Raw genomic sequence first — 25644 nt, forward strand, 5'->3', positions numbered from 1 at the left:
CAGGAACCGATTCCGACCGATGTGCCACACAGGAGGTCAGTTGATGCGTTTCGACCGCAGGTCGGATCTGTCGACTGAAGACCGCCCCGTTCACTGGAGAAACCCATGTCGGTATCGACGACTGATCCATCCGTATCCACTTCATCGTTCCATGGTCACTCGCAGACTAATGCCAGGCCTGAGGACGCTGCCCCGCGTTCTTCGCCTGCTGCGTCGTCCGTCATTGGACAAAAAGCGACCAATGTGAGCTTTCATTTCCATCAAAACCACGGCGGACCGGTTTTCGGTCAACCACCTACCACAGCGCCTTATCAGCATCAGCACGCCGAGCCTCAGCGCCCTGCGCCCTCGATGTGGGGTTTGCTGGCAATGGTCAATAACTTGATGAGCCTGCTAGGGTTCGGTCGGCCACCCCAGCTTGCGGGCGTGTCGACGAAGAATAACGAACAGCTGGCGCAGATGCTGTTCAATAATTTCGATGCCTTCAGAGACCCGAAGAAGCCGAGTTATGTCAGCCTCGACAGTATTCGAACGATGTCAAAAAAAGCCTGGACCAGCGATCCGGTCATGAACCAGAACATCCTTCTGGCCAGAGAAATGCTCAAGCGCCCGGCGCTTATGAGAGGTCTCGATCAGGATAAATTCACGGGCGCGCAGGATGGCCTGATCAGTTTGCAAAACCTGGCCGCCGTCAGCCGGGGCGATACCTACTTCAAGTACAAAAGTGATAAAGAGCTGGTCGGGTCGATATTCCAGCACTTCAACGAATTGAAAATGCCCGGGGCGCAGCATCTCCAGATCAGCGACCTGGCAAGGTGGGCTGCCGAACCTCTGATGGGTAAAGATCATCAGGATGACCTGATTCAGATGGCGCGTGAAATCCTCAAGCGTTCTCAGTTGTTGGAAAACCTCAATGCCTTTCAACTCGGGTCCAACGGCGACACTATCAGCCTGTCAGCGCTCTATCACTTGTCTCGCTGACAGTTGCCCCGGCGCCACCCACCGTGCGTGGCGCCTGGTAACGGGTTGGCCACCCGCCATGGCGCAACGATTTTTACATGCTGTCATTGGTGTTTTTCGAGCACTCGGAACTGGCTCCCTTATCCAGCCACATATCAGGTGTTTGCCTGACCTGAGTTTACTCGATGACCGGGCTCATCAAGTTGATGCTCACCAGGCAGGCCTATATTTGAAAAAGTTGGAGATAGCTCATGAGTATCGAGAGCGCATTACCTTACGCACGGCTTTCTGCGCTGGATACAACGGCTACGCCGTCAGCCGTGCCAACACCGGCATCGTCTCCCGCGGCCTGGGGTGAAAATCGGGATGCAGTAACGGCCGAGGCACCTCGTCAGTCTTCAAGGTTGCGCGGATCATTGTCCGTGCTGCATCACCGAGGTTTGCAGAATTTCCCCAATGTGCGGGCGCGGACTTCTCCCATCGGCTGCGCAACGACGGACAGCCAGTTGGCCTCGGCACTGGAAAAAGACTATTACCTGTTGTGCCCCTTCCTGAAGGAGGGCCGCCTGACCCTGTCATCACTGCAGCAGTTTGCGGCTGAGCCCAACGACGATTGCGACGAGCGAAGCCGCCTGAGCCCGATAGTGGGGGAAATCCTCAAGCGCCCGCGACTGACTGATGCGATCTTGACCCGCGATGGCGACATCACCCGCGACAGCCTCAAGATGGCCGCTTCGGCGATGCAGGGCAGCAGTTCGCCGCAGGTATTCAGCCAGGATCCGTTTCATGGCAAGGGCAATCACGAGGTGGTATTGGCCCTTAAAGAACTGTTCGAGCAACTGCGCGAGCCGGCGAAGGATCGAAAGTTTTTCTTTGGCGCTCGCCAGTACGTGGCAATCGCGGCGCTCAAGGAGGTGATGCAGGACCCTTACGAGGTTGATCGGCACGCAGTGCCTGTAGTCGATCCGTCCACAGGCATGCCCAGACCCAAATACAGCGAGCGCTGTGTGTACATGGCGAAGAATGTGTTTGCTCGACCGGAATTGATGCCCTCTCTGGAGCGCGCCAACGCCGGGCTGCTGTTTGGTCCGATGTGTCCGCAGGGCTATCTCAGCAATACGTGCCTTGATCATTGGCTTGAGCAGGACGCGGAGCGCAAGGCACGTTGAGTGCAGTTGGCGGAGCCACTTTACAGGCGTTTGGAGCGGTCAGGCGGGAACCATTTGCGGCGGTTTGCCACGAATAAGGCACCCATCGGCAGGAGTATGTCGGTGGGTGTCTTCAACTACTGGATCAGGTCTGGATCATGAACTCGACATCCGTTGAATCTCGTCACGCCCAGTACACCGTAGTACCCCTGACTGCTGCATGTGAGGCCAAAAACCAGGACAAGTCTCTGCCGCAGGGCCTCAACCTCACGTCCACGCCTAAATTCAGCTTCAAGGCACCTACTACCGAGGACTTTCATAAAGGTTCGAGAGCGCTCACGGAGAAGTCTGAGTCCGGTTTATCGAGTTCACTGCTCGCCAGCTTACGGAACCTGTTTTCCCGTCGAGCGTGATCATGTCCGCAGTATTTTCCCGCTGACCGCTACCCCTGCCAGCAGAATCCCGATCAGCATGAAGGCGGTGGCCAGACTGCTGCCGTGAGCAATGAACCCGATCACCGCAGGACCCGCCAGAATCCCTGCATAGCCCAGGGTCGTGATGGCCGGCACGGCAATGTGTTCCGGCATTACGGTCTGCTTGCCGACTGCGGTATAGAGCACCGGAACGATGTTTGAACAGCCCGCGCCCACCAGCGCATAACCGAGCAATGCCATTTCCCAGGCAGGGGAGAGTGTCGCGAGGAATATGCCGGCCGCCGCCAGCGCACCGCCGACCACGATCACACGCGTTGCGCCCAGTCGACGCACGATCACATCACCAGTCAGGCGTCCGGCGGTCATGGTCAAGGCAAAGGCCGCATAGCCCAGGCCCGCATAGGCTTCATCCAGGCCACGTTCGGCATTGAGGAACACTGCGCTCCAGTCCAGCACCGCGCCTTCAGCCAGGAACACGATAAAGCACAGACAGCCGATAAACAGCACCACGCCATGGGGAATGGCAAACGCAGGTCCGGAGCTTTCACTGCCGTACGGCAACAGATGCGGCGCGGCCTTGAGCAGCGCCACAACCATGATCACGATCACCACCAGCGTCGCCTGCAGGGGCGAGCAGCCGAGCCCCAGCAGGCCGGCGACACCCGCAGCGCCGACGATGCCTCCCAGGCTGAACAACCCATGGAAGCCCGACATCATGGTCTTGCCACTGGCACGCTCGACGATCACCGCTTGCAGGTTGACCGTAGAGTCCACCGAGCCGAGGCCCGCACCGAACAGGAATAACCCGGCAATCAGTAGCGGTATCGAACTGACTGTGGCCAGCATGGGCAAGGCCAGGCAGATCATGACCGTACCCGCCGTCAGTACGCGACGGCAGCCGTAGCGCGATGCGAGCACCCCCGCCACCGGCATGGCGAGGATCGACCCGACGCCCAGGCACAACAGCAGCAGGCCAAGTGTGCCTTCGTTGAGGTTCGCGCGTGCCTTGGCATAGGGCACCAGAGGGGCCCAGGCCGCGATGCCGAAACCGGCGATAAAAAAGGCGATGCGTGTCGACATTTGTTCCAGCCGGCCGGGAACCACGGGCGCTGGGGTGGGGATGGCAGTCATGCAGAGTCCTTGGTTTGACGTTCAACTAACGATGTCCTGCGCGACATCCTTGCACATCAGACCGTGCCGAGCGAGCGTGCTTGCGTCGGCGTTCTGGCTTAAAAGCGCCGGTCGCGAATATTATTTTACAAATGCGGGAACGCTCAGCACGTTACTGACCACAGAAAGGCTATCGAGCCTGCGGGAGGTGTTCTTGAAGGTGTGCTGTCCCCGGAGGAAAGGTTGAACCCCGGATTTCCTGCGGGGATTACTCTTTTTCAGTGCACCTCCCACAGGATCGGTTTTTTGTGATGGGTCAACACTTGCTTAACCAGTGCCTACAACTCGTTAGTTATCTGCCTACGAACTAACGTACGAAATTTCTTATTGGTAGCAATCAGTCTGTTGGTCTTTTTATTGTTTTGTAAAAGACACTTCCATCCTCGTCGTACGAAACTTCCTTTTTATTTTTGAAAGGCCGAATTCCCTCTGGAATCGCTAAGCTTCAGGGCGTTCAGGCACTTTTTTTCGGCGCCCAGCAGGGAGTGACGAGGAAAAGTATTTCAATCAGGAAGTTGATTGGCGGTTACCCAAGATGGCTGATGCGTTTGTTTCTTCACGGTTTAAATTGATATTTCCAGGGCTGGATACAGACTTTCAGGTATTGGCATTCAAGGGCACTGAGGCCATTGATCAGCCATACTTTATTCAGGTTCAGTTAGTCAGCGAAAACGCCTCGATTGACCTGGAGGCCTTGCTTCATCAACCAGCCTTCCTTTGCCTGGGTGAAGTCGATGAAGGCCTGCATGGGCAGGTCTACAGCGTCGGGCGCGATGACCCTGGTGCACGGCTCACGCGTTACCGCCTCACCCTGGCACCGCGACTGGCGTGCCTGGCCCATCGCCGCGACCAGCGGATTTTCCAGCAGCGCAGCGTGCCGCAGATCATTGCGGCGGTGCTCGAACACCACGGCATCCTGGCCGACGCCTATGCCTTTGAGCTTGGCCCGGTGGTGTATCCGCCGCGCGCGTTCTGCGTGCAATACGCGGAAACCGACCTGCATTTTATCCAGCGGCTGTGCGAGGAGGAGGGCATCCATTTCCACTTTCGCCACACTGCGGACAATCATCTACTGGTATTCGGCGATGACCAGACGGTGTTCCAGCGCCTGCCCGCGCAGCGTTACAGCCCGTCAGCCGACCCGATGCACCAGGGCGCTCCGGTGGTCCAGCGTTTCGACCGGCGGCTGGCGACACGCAGCCGGCAAACCGTGCGCCGTGATCACGATTTCGAGCACCCTTCGCTATGTCTGCAGGACACCGCTGGGGACGCTGGTGCGCAACCCCATCAAGACTATCACTACCCCGCAGGCTTCACCGGCCATGCGCGCGGTGTGCAATTGGCGCGACGTGGCCTGGAGCGCCATCAAAGCGATCGACATCGCGTGCTGGGCAGGAGCGATCAACCTGCGCTGCGCAGTGGTCACTTCCTGCCGTTGCAGGACCACCCGGACCCGGATTGCAATGACCTGTGGCTGCTCACGTCGGTGCACCATGAGGGTTATCAACCGCAGGTGCTGGAGGAGGCGGTATTCGAGGCTGGCAAATTCCGTGGCTATCGCAACCGCTTCACCGCGACACCCTGGCGCGCCGTACACCGACCGCCCCTCAAACATCCCGGGCCAACCATCAACGGCAGCCAGACCGCGACGGTGACCGGGCCTGCCGGGGAGGATGTGCATTGTGATGCCTATGGCCGGGTGAAGGTCCGCTTTCATTGGGATCGCCTGGACAAGACCGACGAAAAGAGCAGTTGCTGGGTGAGGGTGGCGTCGGGATGGGCAGGTAATGGCTTCGGCGCGATGATGATTCCACGGGTGGGAATGGAAGTGCTGGTGACGTTCCTGGAAGGCGATCCGGATCGGCCGCTTGTCAACGGCTGCCTGCCCAATGCATCACACCTGCCCACCTACCCGTTGCCACAACACAAGACGCGCAGCGTGTTGCGCAGTTGCAGCTCACCCGGCGGCGATGGCGCCAACGAGTTGCACCTGGAAGACCGGCGTGGCGAGGAACTCATCTTCCTGCGCGCCCAGCGTGACCTGGAACAACAGGTCGGGCACGACAGCCGCCTTGAGGTGGTCGGCGAGCGGCGTGAAATCATTCGCGGAGTGAACACGGTGCGCCTGGAAAGCGAGGATCATCGCCATGTCGTGGGTGATCGCAAGGTGGTGCTCGAAGCTCACGATCACCTCGATGTACAGGGCGACAGCCTGACCCATGTCGGCCAGACCCTGGTGATTGAGGCCGGGCAGCAACTGCACCTCAAGGCCGGTGCCAGCCTGGTGATTGATGCGGGGGCGCAACTGAGTCTGAAGGCCGGGGGAGAGCACTTGGTGATCCAGGCCGGCGGTATCTTCAGCAGCCGGCCAATCATCCCGGGCGGCGCGCCGTCCGTCACGCGCTCAATCAGTGCTATGCCAACGGCTGCTCCGAGCATCTCCAGGGCACAGGGCGCGATCATGAATCTGGCTCGAAAGCTGGACGCGGATTTTTGCCCACTCTGCGAACGCTGCCGCGAAGGCCTGTGCGACGTGCTTGGGAGGGCTGCATGATGGAGAACCTGCCCAGCGAATGGATGGCCCGGCAACAACAGGCGGGACGGCGTCTGTGTCTGATACTCGAGGGAAGCAACCGTGCGCGCCAGCCACTGCTGGCCGTGCGTGAGCCGCCTTACTACCGCAGCCTGTACAGCGAGACCGCTGCAGCGGAGCTGGCAGACTCAGGTCCCGTGATCCTGCTGTTGGAGCATCTGAGTGAACCCGCTCTGGTTGAGTTGTTGCAACATCCCGAGGTCCATTGGGGCTGGCTGGGCAGCCTGCCCGATGAAGACCTGACCAGTCTGACGCGACACTGGCGCGAGCGGTTGATCATGGGGCCGGCGGGTAGTCAGGCGCTCTACCGTTTCCACGACAGTCGCACCTTCGCCCGTGCCCTGGCTCATTTACCGAAAGCACACTGGCCGACCTTTCTCGGTCCTCTGATCAGCGTGTGCTACTGGCATGAAGGCACCTGGCAACAAGCCGAGAACCCTGCACCCGGAGACTATCCGGTGCCTGATCCGGTCCCATGGCAGACCATCCCGAACCCACAGTCTGAAGCGATCCTGCACGCCAATATCCTGCGCTACCTGTTGGCCGAACACAGCGAAAACCTTGCTGCGCTGTTTGAATTCCAAGACCCCGGAATCTGGCTGACGCAGGTACTGGAACAGGCACGTGCCTGGCAATGGAGCGGGGCGCAGCAGCTGGAATTCCTGGTGGTGCGCAGGTTGGAGGAAGCGACGCGAGGCAGCATTGTTCATTGGCAACCGAGAACCGGCGAGGCGCCGGGAGAGCATTTTGAACGGGTTGCTGGGCAATGGCGGGGGGCGGAGCGCGAGGATGAATAAGTGGGTGGGAGTGACGTTATTTGTCTGTGTGATGTCGGGGCTTTATGGGTGTGCGAGGGGGGCGGCGGAGCGCTTTACGTTGGAGGTGGATTTGCCGGCGGACTTTAAAATTAAAACGGCTGCCAATTATCGACCTGCAACGGGGGAGACCTGCACGCTGCCCCGGCGTCGAGGCAAAAGACCTGAACGGAAGGTGTTTTCTTCTGAGTACGCATCGGTAGCGAGTCGAGTGAGTTATGAGCTTCCTCTGACCGAAACGGCGGGCGGATGTCCCCTGGTGTTACGCGACCTGGAGTTTGATATTTATGCAAAGTGGGGCGCGCGGTACTCGGATGTGGCGGGAGAGGTCACGAGCGTCTTTATCGCTGATGGCGCAGCGGCGGGCGCTTCACCCGAAATGGATTCTAGTGTTCAGGTATTACGCCGGCAGTGCCAGTGGTTGTTTCGAACTGCAGGGCCCCAGCACGCAATCATCAAGGTTCTTAAATGCAATTCGGTAACCGATGAGGAAGGCGAGCACAAAAAATCTGTGGCGGTTGAACGGGACCAGCTTGCGAAGAAAACCCTCAGGGTTGTCATAGGCGTCATCAACGAAGAACGACCTTACATGGGCGACAACTGGGTCCAGTTTCCACAGGGCTGGAAGCGTTGTCGGGGAAGCAGCCTGGAGGACCAGAACGCTTTTTGCGCCGCAAATACGGTGGACTTCAAGTCTTTCAAAATGCCCGATGGACGTAGATGCACTATTTATCCAACCTGCACTGAATAAGGATATCCAGCATGGCAATCGAGCAATGGAAGCAGCCTTTTTTTAACGAGAGAATGCCTGCTTGTGCATTACGTGGTGATTGGCTGAGCTTCCGTCTTGTGGAGGCATCAGGGGATGGAAAAGCCTATGGAGGGCTTGCGTACGAGGTGATTGATAGTGCCGGGCAGACACACAAAGGGCAGCTGGACGGAAATGGCTTTGCGCGGCTGGAGGATCAATGCAGAGGTCCTGTCGTGCTGATTTTCAATGCACTCTATGAGGTGGGGGAGAGCGTGTATCAGCATTTGCAGAAGCGCAGTAGCTATCCATTACTTATTACCGACCTCCAGGTCAGAGCTGAAAAAACGCAATTTCCCGATCCTTTAGCTGAGCGTAATGAGAAGAACCCTGCCTGGCAGAAGGGAGATCATTACTATGAGGTTGAGGTGCGTGATCTGGTTCGACACGGTGCCCATTTGCCACCGTTGACACCCGGCATTCATGGCTCCCAACGACACGCGTTAAAAATGGTGGCCGAGTTGGGTTTTGGTCCTCCTGAACAGACACTGTCAGGCGTCGTGTTGTTTCCCAATCGGCATACGGTTCTTGAGGTTCGGCCATTACGTGCGCTTCGGCCAATCCTTTCCAGTGATGATCAATTCTGTGCCTTGAACCTTTACCAATTGGCGCTGATGTCTACTTTGAGTTACTGCGGTTTTGGTCAGGAACCTGCGGATAAACCAATTGAAGAGGTACGTTTTTCGCTGGAGCCCAGTGTGGGAAATGTCTTTGCACAAAAGCTTTCAGGGTATCAGCAGGCATGGAAATTTGACGGCACGCAGGTGCAGCGCTTTTATCCTTTGTATGAGGAGGTGCCGTACTCCAGTCGTTTTGAAATATTGCCCTTCGACCCTGAGTTGTATCCGCAAAACTCTCCAGACTTGGGGATGGCCCAGGAACATCCCGCCAAATTGCATTTTTTTGACGACGAGGCGTTTGGCACTGATACCCAAGCCTTTATCTGCCATCACGATGAGATTGTCTTGATTGCTGTGCGCGGCACCGCCAGTACATCTGATGGATTAAGGGATGCAAATGCTCACCAGGTGCCCTTTTCCGAGGGTGTCGGCAAAGTTCATCAGGGCTTTTACCAGGCATACGGTGCCATGCGCGATTTTGTGTTGCGATATCTCAGCCTGTTTCATAGGGGGCAACGCATCATCATTTGCGGTCACAGCCTGGGCGGCGCAATTGCCTTGTTATTGGCTGAAGGACTGCGTCGCGTCCCTGACCGAGATTACAACCCACTCCTCTACACCTACGGTGCCCCCCGCGCCGCCGATTCCGAATTCGTCGCCGGTGCTTCCAGCCTGGTGCACCACCGCATCGTCAACCACAACGACCCTGTGCCCAGCGTCCCGGCGACATGGATGAACACCACCGCCAAGCTCTGGATTCCCGGTGCCGTCGCATTGTTCAGTGCACCAGGCCCCGGCGGCTTGTTGTTCGCCGCCGGGCTGGTGCGCGTGGGCGGCGACCCCTATCAGCACCATGGCGAACAACAGCATTTCATGCCGATCAAGCTGCCGGATGGCACGCAGTCTTCGGTGTTGTGGAAACCCGGTTGTGAGTCCATCCAGGAAGCGGCCTGCAATCGCGCGCTGCAGTTGTACGGTGACATGCCCGCGCGTGACAACCTGCTGAAACAGCTATTCCAGGCCAGCCAGCATTTCATGACTGCCAGCTACATACCGGCGGCCTGGGCAACCTTGCGTCGTTGGCAGCAGACCCAGGAGAGCCAGGGTACGTTGGTCACGCCGAGGGAGTTCGAACGGATCGACCAGGCGCTTGAGCAAATGGGCCAGCAACTGCGCAACAGGAACCGTGAACTTGATGGTCGTCGGCCGACCAACCAGCGCAGTCGCGCGCACCCACTTAGTCAGGCCTTGAGTGCGGAGATCGACCGCTTGCGCACTAGCCGCGAGCGCCTGCAAAGCTTGCGCTGGCGCCGTCTTGATGCCCGCGACGTCTATGGCAGCCATGCGGACGCGCCGCACATGCTGCCCTGTCTCAAACGCTGGTTCAGCCATCGCGAGAACCGCGCATTGTCCCAGGTTGCCAGCATTCCGCCGCCCACCCTCAATGATCGAGGGAGGGCGCATACACTGGACATCGACTCGATCGTCTAACCTGCGGCGTGCAAAAACTCCACCTGCGCGGGCTGGCGTTTCATCAGCACCTTGCCATTGCGGATCGAGTACAACGGCAGGCCCTGGCTGCGAATTACCTCATAGTCGCTGTCTGCCGAGAGAATCAGCAGGTTGGCCGGCCTTCCAGGCGCCAGGCCGTACCGGTCACCCAGGGCCATGGCCTTGGCGCTGTTGTCGGTGACCAGGTCAAGAGCGCTTTGCAGGTTGCGGTAGCCGAGCATATGGCAGATATGCAAGCCCGCTTCCAGTACGCGCAGGATATTGCCGTTGCCCAGCGGGTACCACGGATCGACGATGGAGTCCTGGCCGAAGCACACGTTCATGCCCGCCTCCAGCAGTTCGTTGACGCGCGTAACGCCACGGCGTTTCGGGAAACTGTCGAAGCGCCCTTGCAAGTGAATGCTTTCGGTGGGGCAGGACACGAAGCTGATACCCGAATGCCCCAGCAGGCGGAACAGTTTGGCGCAGTAGGCATTGTCGTAGGAGCCCATGGCCGTGGTGTGGCTGGCGGTGACACGGGCACCCATGTCGCGGCTGCGTGCTTCTTCGGCGAGTACTTCGAGGAAGCGCGAATGGGGGTCGTCGGTTTCGTCGCAATGCACGTCCACCAGGCAGCCGGTGCGCTCGGTCAGGTCCATGAGAAATTTCACCGAGCTTACGCCCTGGTCACGGGTGTACTCGAAGTGCGGAATGCCGCCGACCACATCGGCCCCCAGGCGAATGGCTTCTTCCATCAGCTCGCGGCCGTTGCGGTAGGACTCGATGCCTTCCTGGGGAAAGGCGACGATTTGCAGGTCGATCAGGTGCGCGCTTTCCTCGCGCACCTGCAGCATGGCCTTGAGCGCGGTGAGGTCCGGGTCGGTAACGTCGACGTGGGTGCGCACATGCTGGATACCGTGGGCGGCCAGGGCCTGGATGGTCTTGCGGGCACGGGTACGGGTGTCTTCTTCGGTGATGGTGGCCTTGCGTTCGCCCCAGCACTCGATGCCTTCGAACAACGTACCGCTCATGTTCCAGCGTGGTTCGCCGGCCGTGAGGGTGGCATCGAGATGGATATGCGGTTCGACAAAGGGCGGTATCACCAGATTGCCAGCGGCGTCCAGGTCGTGGGCTGTTAACGCAGGCACGGCGGTCTGTGTCGTGATGCTGGCAATCCGGCCATTTTCCAGGTGCAGATCATGCAGGCCTTCACGGTTGCGCAGGCGGGCATTGATGATGTGCATGGGCAAGTTCCTCTTGGCTAAAAACAATCAGGCGGCCGACAGATTACCATCGGCACCGGTAAGGCTCATGCCTGCGCGTCAGCCAATGGTTCGCGTACGTGCAGTACGGCGGTGAGCAGCATGTAGGTTATGGAAGCGGCGACTATCCCCACCAGTGGCGCCACCCAGGGCGAGCTGAACGCCAGCACGGTGCCGACGGCATACGCAGCCAACCCTGGCCAGTTGAAGGCGGGCAGGCGGGCAACGGCCAGCTGCGGGTAACGGCCACGATAGCGGTAGAAGAAATCCGCCATGATCACTCCTCCTATTGGGGGGATCACGGTGCCCAGCAGAATCAGGTACGGGACCAGCATGTCATACATGCCCAGCAAGGCCAGCAAGGTGCCGATCACTGCGCCGGCCAGGGTCACGGTCTTGCGGCGGCGAGTGCGTAACAGATTGCAACCGGCCACGGCGAAGTTGTAAATGGTGTTGTCCTGAGTGCTCCAGATGTTGAGCAGTAACATGGCCATCGCCGCCATGGCAAAGCCTTGCAGCAGCAACACTTCAACCACGTCAGGTTGCTGATAGACGATGGCGCCGTAAGCGCCGATCAACACCATCAAGCCATTGCCGACAAAGAATCCGATCAGACTGGCCAGCACCGCGACTCTGGCCGAACGGGAAAATCGCGTCCAGTTGGTGGCCTGGGTCGCCCCGCTGACAAAGGTACCAAACACCAGGGTGATCGCCGTGGACAGGTCCAACTCACCCGTCGGCACCACCGCCAGCAGGCCATCCAGCCCGCCAACCTGTACCGTTGCCACCCACATCGACAGGCATAACAGAATGCCCATCGCCGGCACCGCGATATACGACAGGATCTCAAGGCCGCGATACCCCACGTATGCCGTCGCGCAGAACACCAGTCCAAACAGCACCATCAAACCCAGCACGCTGCCCTGGCTCAATGCGAAATATTTGCCCAGTACCACGGCTGCCGTGGCGGTACCCCAGGCATACCAGCCGATCTGGGTAAAACCGAGAATCAGGTCGCTGAGCTTGCTGCCCACCTCGCCGAAACAGAAGCGACCCATCAGCACCGAGTTCAAGCCGCTTTTGAACGCGATGTATCCCAGTCCTGCAGCGTAGATGCCCAATAGCAGGTTACCCAACGCCACGACACCGAGCATATCGACGAAGCTGAACGCCACACCCAGCTTGCCGCCGGCAAACATGGTCGCTGTAAAAAAGGTGAACCCCAGCAGCACCATCGCGGTGGACGCCAGGCCCTTGCGCGCATGCAGCGGGACCTCGCTGAGAGGGTAATCGTTGCCCGGTTCGTGCTGCGTCATGTGCCTTGCTCCCTGATGGTTGACGCAGGTTTGTTGCACCGCGCGTGCCAAACCGGCAGGCGGTCAGTAATCACTGCACAGTACTTTTAGCCATCTGAAAGAAGCTGTGTTCACCCAGCGCGAAAGCGGTGCAGCAGTGAGACACATTGGATCGTTCGCCGAGTCAGAGTTGTTTGCTCATATACACCCTGCGCAGGCCGTTCTCGACGCAATGATGGGTTTTTACATAGCCTCTGCGAGTGTAGAGCGCGATATTCTCGGTCATGGCTTCATTGGTGTAGAGGACGATGTTCGTAGCGCCCGACTGAACAGCCTGTTGCTCGGCAAAGTCCATCAGCTGCCGCCCGAACCCGAGGCCCTGGGCATTCGGGTCGACGGCAAGATTATCCAGCAAGAGCGCATTACTTGCAGCGGCCAGGATGATAAAGCCCTGAACCCGACCGGCATTGTCCAGCACATGCACCCCGCCGCAGGCAACCCGTTGCTGATAGTCCTCCAGCATCGGGCCGGGTTTACGGCCGATGCGCTCTATGTAAGGCGCGTAGGCGGCCTTGACAATGAGTTCAATGGCAGCGACATCGAGGGCGGTAGCGGGGCGTATCATAGTTGCGAGCTCCGTCGAAAAATGACTGACATGCAGCCGTGCACAAAAAAGCCACCCGCAGGTGGCTTTCCATTCATCAACCGCTCATTCGCCGCGATAGATGCAACCGCTGGTGCAGGTCTCATGGATGCGGATCGCGCTGAGTTCCGGCAGCAGGGGTTTGAGTTCGGTCCAGATCCACTTGGCCAGCACTTCACTGGTCGGGTTTTCCAGGCCGGGGATGTCGTTTAGGTAGTTATGGTCCAGGCGTTCGTAGAGTGGCTTGAAAATCGCCTTGATCTCCGAGAAGTCGCGAATCCAGCCGGTATGGGGATCCAGGTCGCCGCTGAGATGGATCGCCACCTTGAACGAATGCCCATGCAGGCGCCCGCATTTGTGGCCTTCCGGTACATGGGGCAGGCGGTGGGCGGATTCGAACGTAAACTCTTTGAAGATTTCCACGGTATTTTCGGCTCGGTCAGGTATCTGGCAGGCGGCGAGTTTAACAGCTTGATCCCGCACTGCGCACACCGTCCCTCTTATTGCAGGAACGTAGTCAGAGAGCCAGCAGCCTCTCGCCCAACCTGCCGTTATCCGCCAGTTCCAGAAACTCATCCCCCAGCCGCTGGCTCTCGCTCATCGCGGTTTGCCAGTATTTGTGGCGGCTTGCGTCATCCCCCAGGAAGCGTTTGAAGTCGCTGCGGTCCGGCAGCTTGCCGTGCGGCAGGCGAGCGAGGTAGTCCTTTGAGGGCGCCAGCAGCAACACATCCTGCAACCCCTGTTGACTGCTGCGGCGCCATGGCAGGCCCTTGTCGAACCAGCCTGGAATGACCCGGTCGGTGAAATGCGGGTACAGCACGATGTCATCGCCGTCGTAGGGCAGGTCGAGGTGGTAATCCAGCAGGCCGCCGTCTCGGTAGGTGCCCGCACCGGCGCCGGGCAGGTCGCGCACGCCTTGCATCACCATGGGGATTGAGCCAGACGCGAGCAGGGCCTGGCGCAGGTTGTCCAGGCCCAGCTCAATGAAGCGCGACGGGAAATCCTCCAGGGCATGCACCGGCGGCGCCTGGCGCGGGTCGTGGACGATCAGCCGCTCGAAATGCCGCGACAGCCGGGCGCGAGCGCGCAGGTTGTCGGCAATCACCGACGACAGGCCCAGACCCAGCCGTCCGCGGTGGTCATCGGCGAGCAGGCCGTGGCTCTTGACCACCATGATGTTCAGCCGATAGTCGGGGTTGTCCAGCACCTGCGCATCGCGGCCGGCCAGCAGGTCGTCAAGCATGCGCTGGCAACTGCGGGTGACCTCGGCCATGGTCACGCCTTTGGCAAACCGTTGCTCGTTATACAGACGCCCGAGATCAAGCAGGCCTTGCGCAGGGTCCGGCAGGCACGCGCTGGCAAACCGCCAGGAACCGATGGACGCGCCGATCAGTGCGCGCTCACGTGGTGCACGGCGCAGCCAGTCGCCGAACAGCGCCAGGTCCAGCCCCTGGATCCCCAGAGCCTTGGGGCCGCCAGCTGCGCCCGGCAGGATGCCGACCTCCGCAGGCCCAAGGCCTTGCTCGCGGATACGGGTGAATGCGCGTTTGCCAGCCTTGAGGGTCAGGGCGGGAAACTTGACATGGATAGCGGCCATACACGTCTCAAACTGAAGGAGCGAGTTCGCTCGCGAAAAACGCCAACGATAACGCGTGTATTCGGAATAAACAGAGTGACGTTGAGATTTTTCTTATGGAAAATTGCCATGGTGGCAATTCAGTTTGAGTTAAGTTGCAGCGCGTACCGTCGCAGATGTAGGAAAAACATCCTGAAACGGAGACTCATCATGAAGCGCCTCACAGCGCTGGTCGCCGCCGGTATCATCGCTGCGTTTGCGGTGCAGGCGTGGGCAGTGAACCCCGACAAACCACCGAATGTGCCCGGCGCTGTTACCATTATCGCCTTCGATCAGCTTGAAGCCACGGCGCTGGCTTTGCATCCAGGTTCGACCCTGCTGGACACCGACCTGGACGAGCACTATGGCCGTTACATCTATGAGGTCGAGATCGAGGATGCCCATGGCGTCGAATGGGACGTTGAACTGGACGCGCTCTCCGGGCACGTTCTCAAGAATCATCAGGATACGTAATGACGGTATATCGACGCGTCGCGAGTCTGGCAGTGCTGGTGCTCCTGGCCTTCTGCTCAAGCCTGGCCGCCCGCGACCTCAACCAGGACGAAGCCCTGGCGCTGCGCCAACAGGGAGTGATCCTGCCGCTGGAGCAACTGCTGCAACAGGCCATGGCGCGGCATCCCGGATCCAGACTGCTGGAAGCGGAGCTTGAGAAAAAGCACGGCGAGTATGCTTATGAAGTCGAACTGGTGACGACTGACGGCGTGGTGCGCGAAATCAAACTCGACGCCACCACCGGTGTGTTGATCAAAGATAAGGAAGACTGATGCGCCTGCTACTGGTGGAAGACAACGTACCGCTGGCCGATGAACTGCTGGCCGGTCTGCAGCGTCAAGGTTATGCGGTCGACTGGCTGGCCGATGGGCGCGACGCCGTGTATCAGGGCCGCAGTGAACCCTATGACCTGATCATCCTCGACCTTGGCCTGCCGGGCCTGCCCGGGCTCGACGTATTGGCGCAGTGGCGCGCAGCGGCATTGGCCACGCCGGTGCTGATTCTCACCGCCCGCGACTCCTGGGCCGAACGCATCGAAGGGCTCAAGGCCGGCGCCGACGATTACCTGAGCAAGCCCTTTCACCCTGAAGAACTGCACCTGCGCATCCAGGCGCTGTTGCGTCGCTCCCATGGACATGCGAACCAGCCGACCCTGCAAGCGGCCGGTCTGCATCTGGACGAAGGCCGCCAGTGCGTGCTGCGCGACGGCGAGGAAATCCAGCTGACCGCCGCGGAATTCCGTCTGCTGCGCTATTTCATGCTGCACCCTGAACAGATTCTGTCGAAAAGCCATCTGGCCGAGCACCTGTATGACGGCGAGACCGAGCGCGACTCCAATGTGCTGGAAGTGCACGTCAATCACCTGCGTCGCAAACTGGGACGCAGCGTGATCGAAACCCGGCGCGGCCAGGGTTACCGGTTTGGCGCCAGCCCTGCATGAGGTCGATCCAGCGGCGCCTGAGCCTGGGGTTGATCAGCGTGATGGTGATCGTCGGTCTGGTGCTGGCGCAAACCAGTCTGTGGTTGTTCGAGACCGGATTGCAGCGCTACCTGGAAGCCGGTCTGCGTAACGACAGCGAGAACCTGCTGGTGGCGCTGGTGCGTGGGCCGGGCGGCGTGCAGTTGGATGAACAACGCTTGTCGCCGGCCTATCAGCGGCCATTTTCGGGGCATTATTTCCGTATCGATTTTGCCGATACCCACTGGCGCTCCCGTTCACTGTGGGACCAGGAGCTGCCCAGGCTGCCCGAGACCGGTCTCAAGGGTAACCTGCAGTTGGGGCCGGAAGGCCAGCAATTGCTGGTGTTGCGATCGGATTACAAACGCTTTGGTCAGTCAATTTCCATCAGCGTGGCCCAGGATTACACGCCAGTGCGCGAAAGCTTTCGCCTGATGCGTCAGATCGGTCTGGTGATGGGGCTGGCGGCCCTGTTGCTGGTGCTGGTACTGCAGCGGGTCACTGTGCGTCGCGCCTTGCGCCCGCTGGAAACCGCGCGTAACCAGATCGCCCAGTTGCAACAGGGCCAGCGTTCGCAACTGGACACCCAAGTGCCGCTGGAACTCGAGCCGCTGGTGGCGCAGATCAACCACCTGCTGGCCCACACCGAAGACAGCCTCAAGCGTTCACGCAATGCTTTGGGCAACCTTGGCCACGCGCTGAAAACGCCGTTGGCCGTGATGCTGAGTGCGGCGTCGAGCGAGGCGCTCAGGGAGCAGCCGCAGTTAAGCAAACTGCTGCGTGATCAGCTTGAGCAGGTGCAACAACGCCTTAACCGTGAACTCAACCGCGCGCGCCTGACCGGCGAGACCCTGCCGGGGGCGTTGTTTGACTGTGAACAGGAGCTGCCAGGCCTGCTTGCCACCTTGAACATGATCCATGGCGAGCACCTGGACCTGAGCTACCACGTCCCCCCTGGCCTGCAGTTGCCGTGGGACCGGGAAGATTTGCTGGAACTGCTCGGCAACCTGCTGGACAACGCCTGCAAATGGGCCGATGCCGATGTACGGCTGACGATCAGCGAAACCGAAAAGGGTTACCTGCTGGCCGTGGAAGATGACGGCCCGGGCATTCCCGAGACCCAGCGGCAGCAAGTGCTGAGCCGTGGTACCCGCCTGGACGAACAGATCGATGGCCACGGCCTGGGCCTGGGCATCGTGCGTGACATCGCCGAGGTGTGGGGAGGGGTGTTGCAGTTGCAGGAGTCCGAATTGGGTGGCCTGAAGGTATTGATCGAGCTGCCCAAACGCCATTCCTGAGTGGCCAAAAACCAAAGTGTGGGGGGAAGCGCTCAAGCTGAAGTAATGGCTGCGTACGCGTTATTTCAATCACATCCCTGAGGCGAGCAGGCTTGTTGTGGCGAGCGGGCTTGCCCCGCGTTGGGCTGCGCAGCAGCCCCAAAACCATGCTCTGCGCAGTGTCAGGTATACCGCGTTTTCTTGATTGGGGGCGCTTCGCACCCCAACGCGGGGCAAGCCCGCTCGCCACGGAGGCTGCTGGTGCAGCCGCCACGATGGATTTTCCTGAGGCTTACACCCTGAACTGATCCATCAGCCCCTGCTGCTGATTGGCCAGGCTGTTCAATGCCTGGCTCACTCGCGCGGACTCGTTGGCCTGCTCCGACAAGGACTCGGTCACATCCCGGATCGTCGCCACATTGCTGTTGATCTCCTCGGCCACCGCGCTTTGTTCCTCTGCGGCGCTGGCGATCTGCAGGTTCATGTCGCTGATCACCGTGACCGCCTCGCCAATCTGACGCAGTGCCGTCACCGCCTGGCCGACCTGTTCGACGCTGCCCTGCGCCTGGCGATAGCTGTTGCCCATGGCGCTTACCACGGTTTCTGTCCCGCCTTGCAGCTGTTCGATCACCCGCCGGGTTTCTTCCACCGACTCCTGAGTGCGCCGCGCCAGGTTGCGCACTTCGTCGGCCACCACCGCAAAGCCGCGACCGGCCTCACCAGCACGGGCGGCCTCGATGGCAGCGTTCAGCGCGAGCAGGTTGGTCTGCTCGGCAATGGCGCGAATCACTTCCAGCACCGAGCCGATTTTTTCGCTGTTGACGGCCAGGCCTTCGACCTGAGCCATGGCGGTGCTCATATCAGCGGCAAGTTCACCGATATTGCGTGTAGTGCGATCGATCACCGTCAGGCCTTCGCGGGTCGCCTGGTCGGCATCGCGTGCGGCCTGGGCGGCCTGGGCGGCACTGCGGGCCACGTCCTGCGCGGTGGCGCTCATCTCATGGGAGGCGGTGGCCACCTGGTCCACCTGGCGATACTGCTGTTCCATGCCGGCGCTGGTCTGAGTGGCAATCGCAGCGGATTGGTCAGCGGTGCCGCGGGCATCCTGCACCGAGCGTTTGACCTCGGCAATAATCGGTTGCAGCTTGTCGAGAAAGCGGTTGAACCAGCCGGCCAGTTGCCCCAGCTCATCCTGTTTGGCGTAGGCCAGGCGGCGGGTCAGGTCGCCTTCGCCGCTGGCGATATCTTCCAGCATGCGTGCCACGCCGAGGATCGGCCGCGTCACACTGCGGGCCATCAGCCACACCAGGATCAGGCCGAGCACGGCGGCCAGCAGGCCCAGGCTCAACTCCAGCCAGGTGCCGCGGGCGTTGTCGGCATCCAGTTGCGCCTTCAGCGCTTCGGCCGGGCCCATCAGGACTTTTTCTGGCACATCCAGCAACACGCCCCAGGGTTTGCCGTCTGGAATGGGGGTGAACGGCGCGAGCACTTTCAATTGATGGTCGGCGCGCAGGCTGCGCACCTGGGTACTGCCGGCGAGTGCGCTGATCAGTTGCGCGCCACTGGTGCGGTCGACCTGGTCCAGGCGTTGGCTGAGCTTGCTCGCATCCGGGCTGTAGCCGGCGAGCACACCGGTGGGGCTGAGGATACTGACCTGGGTCTGACCGTCATAGAGTTTCTGGCTGGCCTGCTTGCTCACCGCCTGCAGGCTGTTGAGGTTGATGTCCACCGACAGTGAAGCGACGACCTTGCCATCGACCATCAGCGGAAACACGATGCTGGTCATCAGCACATTCTGCCCGTCGATCACATAAAAATACGGTTCGATCACGCAAGGTTTGAGGGTGGTGCGCGGGCACGTGAACCAGGCGTTGGCTTTCTCGCCGCTGGGGCCGACGGACACGTCGGCCATGTCGCTTTCGGGCAGCGCCATCGAGGTGATCTTGCCCGGCGTCGGTTGCGACCAATACAGCGCGAAACGTCCCTTTTCATTGCTGCCCAGTTCGGCCTGGTTGGCGAACAGCTCATCCTTGCCGTCCAGTGCATTGCTTTCGAACACCAGGGAAAGGCCGAGCAGATCGGGGTTGGCCTGCAATGCGGCCTTGACCTGCCGGGTCAGGTCTTCGCGCGTGTCGAAGGCGTCGAGAAAACGTTTTTCGGCCTGTTCACGCAGGAACAATACCTGGCGGGAAAAACCGTGACCGTACTGGTAGGCGTCCATGAACTGCCGGCGAATGCTCAGCGCCTGTCCCTCACCCTGTGCCTCGATGCGAGCCTGCGCCGCCTCATCGAGCATTTGCATGCTGGCCGCCTTGACCTGCGCCGAACTGTGTTCCATGCGATACAGCGACAAGCCTACGAGCAGGGTGACGATGCCCAGCAGGCACAAACCGGCGAGCAGGGTGATTTTCCATTGAATGGACAGTTGTCTAAGGGACATCAAAAAGCATCCTTAACCTGAAGGCACAGAGAACTACTGTGTCGGCTGCGGCGAAAGATTCTTTATTCAACTGATCCATTCGAACCTGAAAACGGCGCCGTTTTTTGACATGCGGCCCTGCCTGCTGCAAAGTGCGCGCCCTCTAACAAGACCTCCTTGAAGCCTGTTCGCCGGCCGCCCTATTCATTGGCTGCGCGCGCGGGCATGCCTGTCTTTTTATGTTTCTGCTTGAGGTAACCATGATTAACGCAGTCATCGCCGCGGTCGGCACCATGCTGGTGCTCAGCCTGTCCCGTGTGCATGTGGTCATCGCCATCATTATTGGCGCCCTCGTGGGTGGCTTGACCGGTGGCCTGGGCATCGAGGCCACGCTTCAGGCGTTCAACGGCGGCTTGGGTGGTGGTGCGACCGTGGCCCTGTCCTACGCTTTGCTCGGTGCTTTCGCGGTGGCGATTGCCAAATCCGGCCTGGCCCATGCGCTGGCGGACAAAGCGCTGATGCTGGTCGATCGCCAGGAAACCACCGGTGGCAGCCACGTCAAATGGTTGTTGATCGGACTGCTGTGGGTGGTGGCGATTGCCTCGCAGAACATCCTGCCGATCCATATCGCGTTCATCCCGTTGCTGGTGCCTCCGTTGCTGTATGTGCTGACCAAGCTGCAACTGGACCGCCGCCTGATCGCCTGCGTGATGACTTTCGGCCTGATCACGCCGTACATGTTCCTGCCGGTGGGCTTCGGCAATATCTTTCTCAACCAGATCCTGCTGGCCAACGTGGCCAAGAGCGGGGTGGACATCAGCCAGGTCAACGTCACCCACGCCATGGGCCTGCCGGCACTGGGCATGGTGGTCGGCCTGCTGGTGGCTGTGTTTGTCAGCTACCGCAAAAAGCGCGTGTATGACCTCGAGAAGATCGAGCGTGTCGAGCAGGTGGCCGTGCAGTACAACCCGCTGACCCTGCTGGTGGCCGGGCTGGCGATTGCCTCGGCGTTCATCATTCAGTTGTGGCTGGACTCGATGATCATCGGCGCCTTGGCCGGGTTCCTGATCTTCTCGGTATCGGGCATCGTGCGCTGGCGCGAAACCGATGATCTGTTCACCGAAGGCATGAAAATGATGGCGATGATCGGCTTCATCATGATCGCCTCGTCGGGCTTTGCCGAAGTGCTCAAGGCCACCGGTGACGTGCGCTCGCTGGTGGAAACCTCGGCGGCGTTCATCGGCCACAGCCGTGGGGTGGGGGCGCTGTTGATGCTGCTGGTGGGCCTGCTGGTTACCATGGGCATTGGCTCGTCGTTTTCCACGGTGCCGATTCTCGCAGCGATCTTCGTGCCGCTGTGCGTGCAGCTGGGCTTCAGCCCGCTGGCCATCGTGTGCATCGTCGGCACGGCCGGCGCGCTGGGCGACGCCGGTTCGCCTGCCTCCGACTCCACCCTCGGCCCGACCTCCGGCCTGAACATCGACGGCCAGCATCACCATATCTGGGACACCGTGGTGCCGACCTTTCTGCACTACAACATCCCATTGCTGGCTTTCGGCTGGATCGCTGCCATGACCCTTTGAGGCGAACGCCGCCATCGACCGTTGTACGGCGGCTACGCTCAGTGCAACAAAGATGGCACTCGCAGGATTCGCTGCGGACTAAGCAGCAGGATGCACCCCGCTTTTTTCACACGGACCGGACATGAACGCGACCAACCTTCAATTCAAAACCCTGCTGCTGATGCTGGTCCTGGTGACCGTGGCGTTCATCTGGATATTGCTGCCGTTCTACGGCGCGGTGTTCTGGGCAGTGATCCTCGGCATCATCTTTGCGCCCATGCAGCGCCGCGTGCAGACGAAATTCGGCTGGAACCGCAACCTCACGTCCCTGACCACGTTGACGGCGTGTCTGGTGATCGCGATCCTGCCGGTGATCATCACCAGTGCCTTGCTCGTGCAGGAGGGTGCCACGCTGTACAAGAACATCGAAAGCGGCAAGCTGGATGTGGCCGGTTATATCGAGCAGTTCAAGAACTTCCTGCCGCCTTACTTCCAGCATTTGCTGGACCGGTTTGGCATGGGCAATCTGGAGGGGCTGCGCGAAAAGATCGTCAAGGGCGCGATGCAGGGCAGCCAGTTTTTTGCGTCCCAGGCGTTCAGCTTTGGCCAGGGTACGTTTGATTTCCTGGTGAGCTTTTTCATCATGCTGTATCTGCTGTTTTTCCTGCTGCGCGATGGCCCCGAGCTGGTGCGCAAGGTACGCACCGCGGTGCCGTTGGCCGAGCCGCAGAAGCGTCGCCTGCAATTGAAGTTCAACCGGGTGGTGCGGGCGACGGTCAAGGGCAACGTACTGGTGGCGGTGACTCAGGGCGCGCTGGGCGGCTTGATTTTCTGGTTTCTCGACATTCCCAGCGCGCTGCTCTGGGCCGTGCTGATGGCGTTTCTATCTTTGTTGCCAGCGGTCGGCGCGGGGATTGTCTGGGCGCCGGTGGCGGTTTACTTCCTGCTCAGTGGGGCGATCTGGCAGGGTGTGGTGCTGGGGCTGTTCGGCGTGTTCGTGATCGGCCTGGTCGACAACGTGCTGCGCCCGATTCTGGTAGGCAAGGACACCAAGATGCCGGACTACCTGATCTTGATCTCGACCCTGGGCGGTCTGTCGGTGTTTGGCCTCAACGGCTTCGTGATCGGACCGCTGGTGGCAGCGCTGTTCATGTCCAGCTGGGCGCTGTTTGTGGAGACCAAGCCGCGGGTCAAGTTGCCGTTGCCTTAAGCGCGAAGCGACGTTTGTTGCAGCTGCTGTTTTGCGTCAGACAGTGACAGGAGCGGGCCGCTGATGGGCTCGCCATTGCTTACCAGGTACCAGCAGGCCAGCAGACCCCTGTTGCGCAGGGGGGCGGGAACGGCGGTGCCGACGACGGACATGATGTGAACGGTGGGCATACAGACCTCCAAACGTGATGATGGGGCTACCTTAAGGGGCATGACGAGACGGGAAAAATCATCTGTCTCGATAGTCGTCATCAACGCCAGGCGTTACTCCACCACCTGATCAAGCATGTGCACCACTTCCGCTTCACTGAGCACGCCTTTGCGCACCAGGTTTTCCGCCAGCAACGCCAGAAACTTCGCGTTGCGGTGGCCTTCCAGGTGCTTGAGTTCGGTCAATGCGTTATAGACCTTGCTGGATGTGCACAGGCCGGCGGTGCGGTGGGGGTTCTGCGTGGGCATGGTCAGTCGTCCTTTGTTGTTATTGGGTGGACAGGCGCAGTGATGAGCGTGTGAGTGGCTCAACATGCCAGCGCCGGCCCCGGTCAAGCAAGTAGACTTTTGTCCTCAATGATGTGTGATTACGCTTTGGTCGCTGTCCTCAGAGCGACCCCCGCGCGGTTGAATTGGACGTGGCCCCCATGAATTGCGCGCAAAAAAAGGCCCCGCGTGTGGGCGGGGCCTGTTCATGCAAGGTGATTACGCTTACCAGCCACGGCCGTAATAGCCATGGGGAGGACCGTAGTAGTGGGCAGGTCCGTAATAGCCGCGCGGTGGACCGTAGTAAACCGGCGCCGGGCGGTAATAGACCTCACGCTGCACATACACCGGCGGCGGGGCGTAGTAGACCGGCGGAGGTGCTGCATAGACCGGCTGCGGTTGCACATACACCGGCTGCTGCTGCACATAGACCTCACGGGGCTGGTTGGCCACCACGGAGCCCACTACGGCGGCGCCCACCAATGCACCCAAGACGGCAGGGCCACCCCATCCACCACCGTGGGCGGAGGCTTGGCCGGCCATTGCGAGTGCGCCGATAAGCAAGGCGATCCTGGGGAGTTTACGCATCATGGTCATTCCTCGGTTAGCCCCTGCGCTTGTGGTCTGCAATCAATAGACTCAAGTAATGTCGCGGGGATACTTTTAAGACAACGTATTTCTGAAAAACAGCACAGCCGCCAGGTAAAGGTTGTGTAAGGTCTGTACCGATTTGCTTACTTTCAAGGAGCTACCCATGCAGATGCACCCCAACAAGGACACCCAGCTGTGCATGTCACTGTCGGCGCGTCCCGGAAATTTTGGCCTGCGTTTCCATAACCATCTGTACGAGCAGTTGGGCTTGAATTTCTACTATAAGGCCTTCAGCAGCCGTGATCTGTCCGGCGCGATCGGCGGCATCCGGGCGCTGGGTGTACGCGGTTGCGGGGTGTCCATGCCGTTCAAAGAGGCTGCCATTGCCTTGATGGACGAACTTGACGAGTCGGTTCAAGCCATTGATTCCCTGAACACCATCGTCAACACCGATGGCCATCTCAAGGCATACAACACCGACTACATCGCCATCGAACAACTGCTGAAAAAACATACGGTGCCCAAGGATTCCACGTTTGCCCTGCGCGGCAGCGGCGGCATGGCCAAGGCCGTGGCCAGTGCACTGCGCGATGGCGGCTATGCCAAGGGCGTGATCGTGGCGCGCAACGAAGCGGCGGGCAGGGCGCTGGCGCAGAACCTGGGCTATGAATGGCAGGCGCACCTGGGCGAACTGCGCCCGCAGATGCTGATCAACGTGACCCCGATCGGCATGACCGGCGGATCGGAAGCGGATCAGTTGGCGTTTGACGCCGATGCAGTGGATAGCGCGGACACGGTGTTCGATGTGGTGGCGATTCCTGCCGAAACGCCGTTCATCCTACGAGGCAGGGCCAAAGGCAAGCGAGTGATTACCGGGCTGGAGGTGATCGCGATTCAGGCACTGGAGCAGTTTGTGCTTTACACCGGCGTACGGCCGACGAGTGAGCAATTCGAGGCGGCAGTCGCCTTCGCCCGCGGTTGAAGACCCGCGCCGATCCAAATGTGGGGGAGCAAGCCCCCTCCCACCCGGATCATCGCGTTACGCCTGTTCCAGCTGTGCCAGGCGCTCTTCCAGGGCGGCAATGCGTGCTTCCAGTTCTTCAATGCGCTCGACCGGGACGCCCTGCGCCCCACGTTCCACCGGACTTCCGCGCGCCGCGATGATCACTTCGATATCCGCCGGGTCGCCCAGCGCGTGGGTGTAGCGGTCTTCGCGTTGACCCGCGTGGCGCGGTACCAACAGCGCCAGGCCTCGTGCAATCAGGCGTTCGAGCTGGTGCACCACCTGCTCGGCATCTTCAAAATCATGCATGCGCCCGCTGCGGGTCAGCAACTCGTTGACCGTCTGCGGCCCGCGCAGAAACAGCAGGCCGATAAGAATCACCTGGGCCGGCACCAGTTCCAGGGCTTTTTCCACACGGTGTTCCCAGCGGTCGGCGCGGCTGCCCATCACCAGCCGGGTAAATCCCTGGCCTTCAAGCACGCGCAGGCTCTGGCCGACCTGACCCGGGCTCAGGTTCATCACTGGCTCGCGGCTGGTCTTCTGGTTGCAGAGCCAGCACCAGCGCGTTGAGGGTCAGGGGATAGGTTTCCGGGTTGGTCGCCTGTTTTTCGATCAGGCAGCCCAGGATGCGGATTTCCGTGCTGTTCAGGCGCGGCTCAGGGGTGTCGGTGTCGTGCTCGGCGGTCATCGCGCTTTCCCTATGCAGTGAGAGCACTAGCCTATGCCGGAAAAAATAAAAGACAAGCGGCTGGCATGCCTATAATCGACGCTGGTTCAAACC

General features: G+C 60.2%; 22 protein-coding genes and 2 pseudogenes. 13 read left to right on the top strand and 11 right to left on the bottom strand.

The genetic code is table 11. The features are described 5' to 3' along the window. The first annotated feature begins 105 nt into the window (after window positions 1–105). Window positions 106–981, top strand: coding sequence for a type III secretion effector protein (locus VRB54_RS08770; protein WP_338480405.1), 876 nt, complete (start codon window positions 106–108; stop codon window positions 979–981). A 230-nt stretch (window positions 982–1211) separates the two neighbouring features. After that, a complete protein-coding gene (locus VRB54_RS08775) occupies window positions 1212–2129 on the top strand; it encodes a type III secretion protein (protein WP_338480406.1) in 918 nt (305 codons plus the stop codon). 392 nt (window positions 2130–2521) lie between these two features. On the opposite strand, the gene VRB54_RS08780 is transcribed toward VRB54_RS08775, so the two are convergent. Further along, on the bottom strand, window positions 2522–3673 hold the full coding sequence (locus tag VRB54_RS08780) for an MFS transporter (protein ID WP_338480407.1): 1152 nt from the start codon (window positions 3671–3673) through the stop codon (window positions 2522–2524). Between the two features lie 574 nt (window positions 3674–4247). Between VRB54_RS08780 and VRB54_RS08785 the strand changes: the two genes are divergently transcribed. Genes VRB54_RS08785 through VRB54_RS08800 form a run of 4 tightly spaced genes read left to right on the top strand, consistent with a single transcriptional unit; the run spans window position 4248 to window position 10039 of the window. Further along, the gene (locus VRB54_RS08785; protein WP_338480408.1) at window positions 4248–6266 is read left to right on the top strand and encodes a type VI secretion system tip protein VgrG; all 2019 of its coding nucleotides are present in this window, start codon (window positions 4248–4250) and stop codon (window positions 6264–6266) included. Further along, window positions 6266–7102 (top strand): DUF4123 domain-containing protein, encoded by an 837-nt coding sequence (locus tag VRB54_RS08790; RefSeq protein WP_338481071.1) that lies wholly within the window; start codon window positions 6266–6268, stop codon window positions 7100–7102. Before VRB54_RS08785 ends, VRB54_RS08790 begins: the two co-directional genes overlap by 1 nt. After that, entirely contained in the window at window positions 7095–7871 is a 777-nt protein-coding gene (locus tag VRB54_RS08795; RefSeq protein ID WP_338480409.1) for a hypothetical protein, read from the top strand. Before VRB54_RS08790 ends, VRB54_RS08795 begins: the two co-directional genes overlap by 8 nt. Before the next feature lie 11 nt (window positions 7872–7882). Then, entirely contained in the window at window positions 7883–10039 is a 2157-nt protein-coding gene (locus VRB54_RS08800) for a lipase family protein (RefSeq protein ID WP_338480410.1), read from the top strand. On the opposite strand, the gene codA is transcribed toward VRB54_RS08800, so the two are convergent. The 5 genes from codA to VRB54_RS08825 form a co-directional block, all read right to left on the bottom strand. Continuing rightward, window positions 10036–11283: a cytosine deaminase gene (gene codA / locus VRB54_RS08805; RefSeq protein WP_338480411.1), complete on the bottom strand. Its 1248-nt coding sequence runs from the start codon at window positions 11281–11283 to the stop codon at window positions 10036–10038. The genes VRB54_RS08800 and codA overlap by 4 nt on opposite strands. Window positions 11284–11348: 65 nt before the next feature. After that, window positions 11349–12617, bottom strand: coding sequence for a cytosine permease (codB, locus tag VRB54_RS08810; RefSeq protein WP_338480412.1), 1269 nt, complete (start codon window positions 12615–12617; stop codon window positions 11349–11351). 163 nt (window positions 12618–12780) lie between these two features. Then, on the bottom strand, window positions 12781–13221 hold the full coding sequence (locus VRB54_RS08815; RefSeq protein WP_338480414.1) for a GNAT family N-acetyltransferase: 441 nt from the start codon (window positions 13219–13221) through the stop codon (window positions 12781–12783). Between the two features lie 84 nt (window positions 13222–13305). After that, complete coding sequence (gene queD, locus VRB54_RS08820; RefSeq protein WP_003237990.1) at window positions 13306–13662, bottom strand: 6-carboxytetrahydropterin synthase QueD; 357 nt, start codon at window positions 13660–13662, stop codon at window positions 13306–13308. Window positions 13663–13756: 94 nt separating this feature from the next. Beyond that, entirely contained in the window at window positions 13757–14836 is a 1080-nt protein-coding gene (locus tag VRB54_RS08825; RefSeq protein ID WP_338480415.1) for a patatin-like phospholipase family protein, read from the bottom strand. Between the two features lie 189 nt (window positions 14837–15025). Between VRB54_RS08825 and VRB54_RS08830 the strand changes: the two genes are divergently transcribed. From VRB54_RS08830 to VRB54_RS08845, 4 genes are read left to right on the top strand one after another with little or no spacing between them, the layout of a single operon-like run. Continuing rightward, entirely contained in the window at window positions 15026–15328 is a 303-nt protein-coding gene (locus VRB54_RS08830; protein ID WP_338480416.1) for a PepSY domain-containing protein, read from the top strand. Next, on the top strand, window positions 15328–15639 hold the full coding sequence (locus VRB54_RS08835) for a PepSY domain-containing protein (protein ID WP_209980896.1): 312 nt from the start codon (window positions 15328–15330) through the stop codon (window positions 15637–15639). The genes VRB54_RS08830 and VRB54_RS08835 overlap by 1 nt, the downstream gene beginning before the upstream one ends. After that, window positions 15639–16307, top strand: a complete 669-nt coding sequence (locus VRB54_RS08840; protein ID WP_057009034.1) for a response regulator transcription factor — start codon at window positions 15639–15641, stop codon at window positions 16305–16307. The genes VRB54_RS08835 and VRB54_RS08840 overlap by 1 nt, the downstream gene beginning before the upstream one ends. Then, window positions 16304–17623 carry a sensor histidine kinase gene (locus VRB54_RS08845; protein ID WP_338480417.1) on the top strand — a complete coding sequence of 440 codons (1320 nt, stop codon included), beginning with the start codon at window positions 16304–16306 and terminating at the stop codon, window positions 17621–17623. The genes VRB54_RS08840 and VRB54_RS08845 overlap by 4 nt, the downstream gene beginning before the upstream one ends. A 271-nt stretch (window positions 17624–17894) precedes the next feature. Here the strand turns inward: VRB54_RS08845 and VRB54_RS24495 are convergent, their stop codons facing one another. Together VRB54_RS24495 and VRB54_RS24500 are read right to left on the bottom strand one after the other, a co-directional pair. Further along, window positions 17895–18650, bottom strand: a complete 756-nt coding sequence (locus tag VRB54_RS24495) for a methyl-accepting chemotaxis protein (RefSeq protein WP_422396095.1) — start codon at window positions 18648–18650, stop codon at window positions 17895–17897. A gap of 102 nt (window positions 18651–18752) precedes the next feature. Further along, window positions 18753–20042: pseudogene (locus VRB54_RS24500) on the bottom strand (HAMP domain-containing protein); the annotation flags it as partial. 242 nt (window positions 20043–20284) lie between these two features. Between VRB54_RS24500 and VRB54_RS08855 the strand changes: the two are divergent. Together VRB54_RS08855 and VRB54_RS08860 are read left to right on the top strand one after the other, a co-directional pair. Next, entirely contained in the window at window positions 20285–21604 is a 1320-nt protein-coding gene (locus VRB54_RS08855; RefSeq protein ID WP_338481072.1) for a Na+/H+ antiporter family protein, read from the top strand. A 121-nt stretch (window positions 21605–21725) separates the two neighbouring features. Next, entirely contained in the window at window positions 21726–22793 is a 1068-nt protein-coding gene (locus tag VRB54_RS08860) for an AI-2E family transporter (RefSeq protein WP_057009037.1), read from the top strand. Between the two features lie 263 nt (window positions 22794–23056). On the opposite strand, the gene VRB54_RS08865 is transcribed toward VRB54_RS08860, so the two are convergent. Further along, on the bottom strand, window positions 23057–23251 hold the full coding sequence (locus VRB54_RS08865) for a hypothetical protein (protein ID WP_209980906.1): 195 nt from the start codon (window positions 23249–23251) through the stop codon (window positions 23057–23059). A gap of 243 nt (window positions 23252–23494) precedes the next feature. Continuing rightward, on the bottom strand, window positions 23495–23866 hold the full coding sequence (locus VRB54_RS08870) for a hypothetical protein (RefSeq protein WP_338480420.1): 372 nt from the start codon (window positions 23864–23866) through the stop codon (window positions 23495–23497). Window positions 23867–24023: 157 nt separating this feature from the next. Between VRB54_RS08870 and VRB54_RS08875 the strand changes: the two genes are divergently transcribed. Continuing rightward, window positions 24024–24842, top strand: coding sequence for a shikimate 5-dehydrogenase (locus VRB54_RS08875; RefSeq protein WP_338480421.1), 819 nt, complete (start codon window positions 24024–24026; stop codon window positions 24840–24842). A gap of 57 nt (window positions 24843–24899) precedes the next feature. Here VRB54_RS08875 and VRB54_RS08880 read toward each other — a convergent pair. After that, window positions 24900–25551 (bottom strand): annotated as a pseudogene (locus tag VRB54_RS08880) (YceH family protein). Between the last annotated feature and the right edge of the window lie 93 nt (window positions 25552–25644).

Origin of the sequence: Pseudomonas trivialis, assembly GCF_036864995.1 — a bacterium.
In the GTDB taxonomy this organism is placed as follows: domain Bacteria; phylum Pseudomonadota; class Gammaproteobacteria; order Pseudomonadales; family Pseudomonadaceae; genus Aquipseudomonas; species Aquipseudomonas trivialis.

Bases quoted from the DNA above. Each gene is read 5' to 3' on its own strand.
- VRB54_RS08875 (WP_338480421.1), top strand. From the start codon at position 24,024: ATGCAGATGCACCCCAACAAGGACACCCAGCTGTGCATGTCACTGTCG.
- VRB54_RS08815 (WP_338480414.1), bottom strand. From the start codon at position 13,221: ATGATACGCCCCGCTACCGCCCTCGATGTCGCTGCCATTGAACTCATT.
- VRB54_RS08840 (WP_057009034.1), top strand. From the start codon at position 15,639: ATGCGCCTGCTACTGGTGGAAGACAACGTACCGCTGGCCGATGAACTG.
- VRB54_RS08770 (WP_338480405.1), top strand. From the start codon at position 106: ATGTCGGTATCGACGACTGATCCATCCGTATCCACTTCATCGTTCCAT.
- VRB54_RS24495 (WP_422396095.1), bottom strand. From the start codon at position 18,650: ATGGAACAGCAGTATCGCCAGGTGGACCAGGTGGCCACCGCCTCCCAT.
- VRB54_RS08825 (WP_338480415.1), bottom strand. From the start codon at position 14,836: ATGGCCGCTATCCATGTCAAGTTTCCCGCCCTGACCCTCAAGGCTGGC.
- codA (WP_338480411.1), bottom strand. From the start codon at position 11,283: ATGCACATCATCAATGCCCGCCTGCGCAACCGTGAAGGCCTGCATGAT.
- VRB54_RS08800 (WP_338480410.1), top strand. From the start codon at position 7,883: ATGGCAATCGAGCAATGGAAGCAGCCTTTTTTTAACGAGAGAATGCCT.
- VRB54_RS08830 (WP_338480416.1), top strand. From the start codon at position 15,026: ATGAAGCGCCTCACAGCGCTGGTCGCCGCCGGTATCATCGCTGCGTTT.
- VRB54_RS08845 (WP_338480417.1), top strand. From the start codon at position 16,304: ATGAGGTCGATCCAGCGGCGCCTGAGCCTGGGGTTGATCAGCGTGATG.
- VRB54_RS08790 (WP_338481071.1), top strand. From the start codon at position 6,266: ATGGAGAACCTGCCCAGCGAATGGATGGCCCGGCAACAACAGGCGGGA.
- VRB54_RS08860 (WP_057009037.1), top strand. From the start codon at position 21,726: ATGAACGCGACCAACCTTCAATTCAAAACCCTGCTGCTGATGCTGGTC.
- VRB54_RS08870 (WP_338480420.1), bottom strand. From the start codon at position 23,866: ATGACCATGATGCGTAAACTCCCCAGGATCGCCTTGCTTATCGGCGCA.
- VRB54_RS08835 (WP_209980896.1), top strand. From the start codon at position 15,328: ATGACGGTATATCGACGCGTCGCGAGTCTGGCAGTGCTGGTGCTCCTG.
- codB (WP_338480412.1), bottom strand. From the start codon at position 12,617: ATGACGCAGCACGAACCGGGCAACGATTACCCTCTCAGCGAGGTCCCG.
- VRB54_RS08795 (WP_338480409.1), top strand. From the start codon at position 7,095: ATGAATAAGTGGGTGGGAGTGACGTTATTTGTCTGTGTGATGTCGGGG.
- VRB54_RS08785 (WP_338480408.1), top strand. From the start codon at position 4,248: ATGGCTGATGCGTTTGTTTCTTCACGGTTTAAATTGATATTTCCAGGG.
- VRB54_RS08775 (WP_338480406.1), top strand. From the start codon at position 1,212: ATGAGTATCGAGAGCGCATTACCTTACGCACGGCTTTCTGCGCTGGAT.
- VRB54_RS08865 (WP_209980906.1), bottom strand. From the start codon at position 23,251: ATGCCCACGCAGAACCCCCACCGCACCGCCGGCCTGTGCACATCCAGC.
- VRB54_RS08780 (WP_338480407.1), bottom strand. From the start codon at position 3,673: ATGACTGCCATCCCCACCCCAGCGCCCGTGGTTCCCGGCCGGCTGGAA.